The sequence below is a fragment of the Rhizorhabdus sp. genome, assembly GCF_018006725.1.
GTDB lineage: Bacteria > Pseudomonadota > Alphaproteobacteria > Sphingomonadales > Sphingomonadaceae > Rhizorhabdus.
Genome location: NZ_JAGMXV010000435.1, coordinates 1 through 2,802 on the forward strand (window position 1 = coordinate 1; position 2,802 = coordinate 2,802).

Annotated in this window: 4 protein-coding genes; 1 reads left to right on the forward strand and 3 read right to left on the reverse strand. The window is 67.6% G+C overall.

Translation table 11 applies throughout. From position 1 onward, the window contains the following. Positions 1–155: 155 nt before the first annotated feature. From KAY22_RS27400 to KAY22_RS28055, 3 genes are all read right to left on the reverse strand, one after another. Complete coding sequence (locus KAY22_RS27400) at positions 156–1,247, reverse strand: TauD/TfdA family dioxygenase (RefSeq protein ID WP_296626208.1); 1,092 nt, start codon at positions 1,245–1,247, stop codon at positions 156–158. A gap of 64 nt (positions 1,248–1,311) precedes the next feature. Beyond that, the gene (locus tag KAY22_RS27405; protein ID WP_296626209.1) at positions 1,312–2,313 is read right to left on the reverse strand and encodes an oligopeptide/dipeptide ABC transporter ATP-binding protein; all 1,002 of its coding nucleotides are present in this window, start codon (positions 2,311–2,313) and stop codon (positions 1,312–1,314) included. After that, a complete protein-coding gene (locus KAY22_RS28055) occupies positions 2,310–2,558 on the reverse strand; it encodes an oligopeptide/dipeptide ABC transporter ATP-binding protein (protein ID WP_366514188.1) in 249 nt (82 codons plus the stop codon). The genes KAY22_RS27405 and KAY22_RS28055 overlap by 4 nt, the downstream gene beginning before the upstream one ends. On the opposite strand from KAY22_RS28055, the gene KAY22_RS27410 reads away from it, so the two are divergent. Continuing rightward, positions 2,548–2,802 (forward strand): hypothetical protein (locus tag KAY22_RS27410; protein ID WP_296626210.1); only part of this gene is annotated, 255 nt, incomplete at its 3' end. The two genes, KAY22_RS28055 and KAY22_RS27410, sit on opposite strands and share 11 nt — an antisense overlap.

Below are 2,802 nucleotides of genomic sequence, written 5' to 3' on the forward strand. Positions count from 1 at the left end.
CTCCAGAAGCTGGCGCGGGGCGCGGGCATCTGAGCGATCTGTCTCCGACGTCTGCCGCCCGCGCGGGGGCCCCGCCAGACGCGCGCGCACGTGGCAGCGCGCGCTCGGCCGTTGCGGCGGGACGCACCTCGGACCCGCGACGCGCAGCGCGCCGCTCATTCGGCCTCGAGCGGCGCCTTCAATGCAACACCCGGCAGACGGATGCCGCTTGGTCGGCCGCTCGCGCTCTGGTCCTGATCCCTGCGCATGATCGCCTCGGGGAGCGCGGGGCCGTCGGCACACGACAACCAGAGGCGCAGCAGATGGCGGCGCCGGTCAGGCTCCGGCCAATCCTCGAAGGCGGTGCGGCTGTGCAAAATGCTGTGGTTGCACAGCAGCTGGATGTCGCCCGACATGAACTCCATGTCGAGATAGAGCTGGGGGTCTTCGGCAAGCGCGTCCATCATGTCGAGCGCCTCGACCTGACGTTCGGTCAGTCTGGGAACGCCGGGCAACTTCTGTCCCTTGGTGATCGCGCTGCGTACGTAGCTGACGATCATGCGGCTGTCGTTTGGCATGAAGATCGGCATCTCGGACCAGGGGCTCCTGCCCTCGGCCACTTCGCCCCAGCGCGTTCGATGGAAGGCGCTCAGGAGGACCTGCGCGAGATCTGGCCGGCGTGCGGCCATTTCGTTGTAGACCGTCGTCGAACTCACGATCGACGACAGGCCGCCGGCCTTGCCCGGCCGCCAGCACAGCAGTCCGACGATATCGGTGGAGTCGGTGTGGTAAGGCAGTCGCGCGTTGGTCTGGTAACCGCGGGCCAACAAGTCGTGATAGTCGCGCCCGAGGTCCTTCACATGTCCCAGCACGTGACCCTGCGCGTTCTGCGAGCACGCTTCCCCCAGATGCACGCCGATGCCCCAGTAGGCGATCGCGGCCTGACGCACGCTCCAGTGCTCGACCGGCAGGCCGCGCAGCAGCACGAACCCCCGCCCGTGCAGCACCTGCTTCCTAATGTCGTGCAGCACGGGTTCGAGGGTCGGTAACGGGAACTGCTCGCGCCCGATCTCGAGGATCTCGAGATCGCGTTCCAGCACGCGCGCGACAGCTGCCTCGATCTCGGCGAGTTCGGGCCCGGTCCAGGCACGCAGCCATTCGTCACGGCGCAATGCCATGTCCGGTCCGTACCAAGCCTGGGGCCCTTCATAGCGCGGCAATGGCCGATGCTGGTTGCGGATCTGGTCAGCGATCTCCGGCGAGTTCATGATTGCTTCTCCGTGTACGAGGTGGACAGATTGCAGGAAACCCCTCGCCGGCCCGCGGCCGGTCTCAGGAATCCAGGGGAAAATGACAGGCGACCCGATGCCCTGCGGCGAGTTCGCGCATTTCGGGCACTGCCTGCGCGCACTCCGACCGTGCCCTCGGGCATCGCGTCCGGAACCTGCAGCCGCTGGGCGGGTCGATCGGGGAAGGCAGTTCGCCTTCGAGGATCGTCGCGTCGTTGTCGTAATCGGTTGGACGGTCGACGCGCGGCACACACGCGAGCAGGGCTGCCGTGTACGGGTGCCTGGGGCGGCTGTAGAGCGCATCCGCCGGTGCCAGTTCGCACAGCCTGCCGAGGTACATGACAGCCACCCGGTCGCTCACCTGCTTGATCACTCCCAGGTCGTGCGAGATGAAGATCATCGTGAGACCGTAACTGGCCTTCATGTCTTCGAGCAGGTTGAGAATCTGCGCCTGCACCGAGACGTCGAGCGACGAGACAGGCTCGTCGCAGATCAGGAACTTCGGCTCGCCGACGATCGCGCGTGCGAGGCTGATGCGCTGGCACTGGCCACCCGAGAACTGGTGCGGCCGACGCTCCCACACGACCGCGGGGTCGAACCCGACCGTCTCGAGCGCGCGTTCTACTTTTTCGCGGATCTGCTGCTCACCGACCCCACCTGCGATCCGCAGAGGCTCGGCAACGATGTCGCCGCAGGACCGGCGCGGATTCAGCGACGAGATCGGATCCTGGAACACCATCTGCAGTTGCCGCCGGCACATCCTCAGCGCATCTCCGCGCAGCGACGTCAGGTCGTCCGGGCCGAGTCGAACGCTGCCGGCGGACGGGCGCGGCAGCTGGATGATCGCCCGCCCGGTGGTCGACTTGCCGCAGCCCGACTCACCGACCAGCCCCAGGGTTTCGCCGAGGTGGACGTCGAAGCTGATGCCATCGACTGCGTTGAACGACCGGTTGCCCCTGATCGGGTAGCTGCACACGAGGTCTCGGACCTGGAGCAGAACCCCGACGTCGTCGGACGACTTCAATGGCGCGTGCATCGCCGTCATGCGAGGGACTCCCGAGCATACGCAGCCGAACACGGAAACCAGCAGGCAAACGCGTGCGGGGCACCCGACAGCGACGGACGCTCGGTGGCGCAGCGAGGCTGGGCATACGGACAACGCGCCTGGAACGCGCAGCCCTCGGGCAGTGCGGTCAGCAGCGGCGGCCGGCCGCGGATCGCGTCGAGCCGCCCATGGCTCGGGGCATCGAGCCGCGGAATCGAGCGCAGCAGGGCCTCGGTGTACGGCATGCGCGGAGCGTTCAGCACCTGCCCAACTGGGCCGTATTCGACGATCCGGTGGTGCGTCGATCGCTACGACGCCGCCGCGCGCAAGTTCCGCGGCACGCCTGGCGACGCGTTGCCGTGGGGCACCAAGCTCGAACACGCCACCGAAGACGAGGCGGTGATGACCTCCGACTACCCGTTGCTGCCGGTACGCCGCCGCTTCTGGGAGCGAGTGCTGCGCACCATCGACACCACCGGCACCGTGTCG

Coding starts and splice junctions, on each gene's coding strand:
- KAY22_RS27405 (WP_296626209.1), bottom strand. CDS start 2,313: ATGACGGCGATGCACGCGCCATTGAAGTCGTCCGACGACGTCGGGGTT.
- KAY22_RS27400 (WP_296626208.1), bottom strand. CDS start 1,247: ATGAACTCGCCGGAGATCGCTGACCAGATCCGCAACCAGCATCGGCCA.
- KAY22_RS28055 (WP_366514188.1), bottom strand. CDS start 2,558: ATGCCGTACACCGAGGCCCTGCTGCGCTCGATTCCGCGGCTCGATGCC.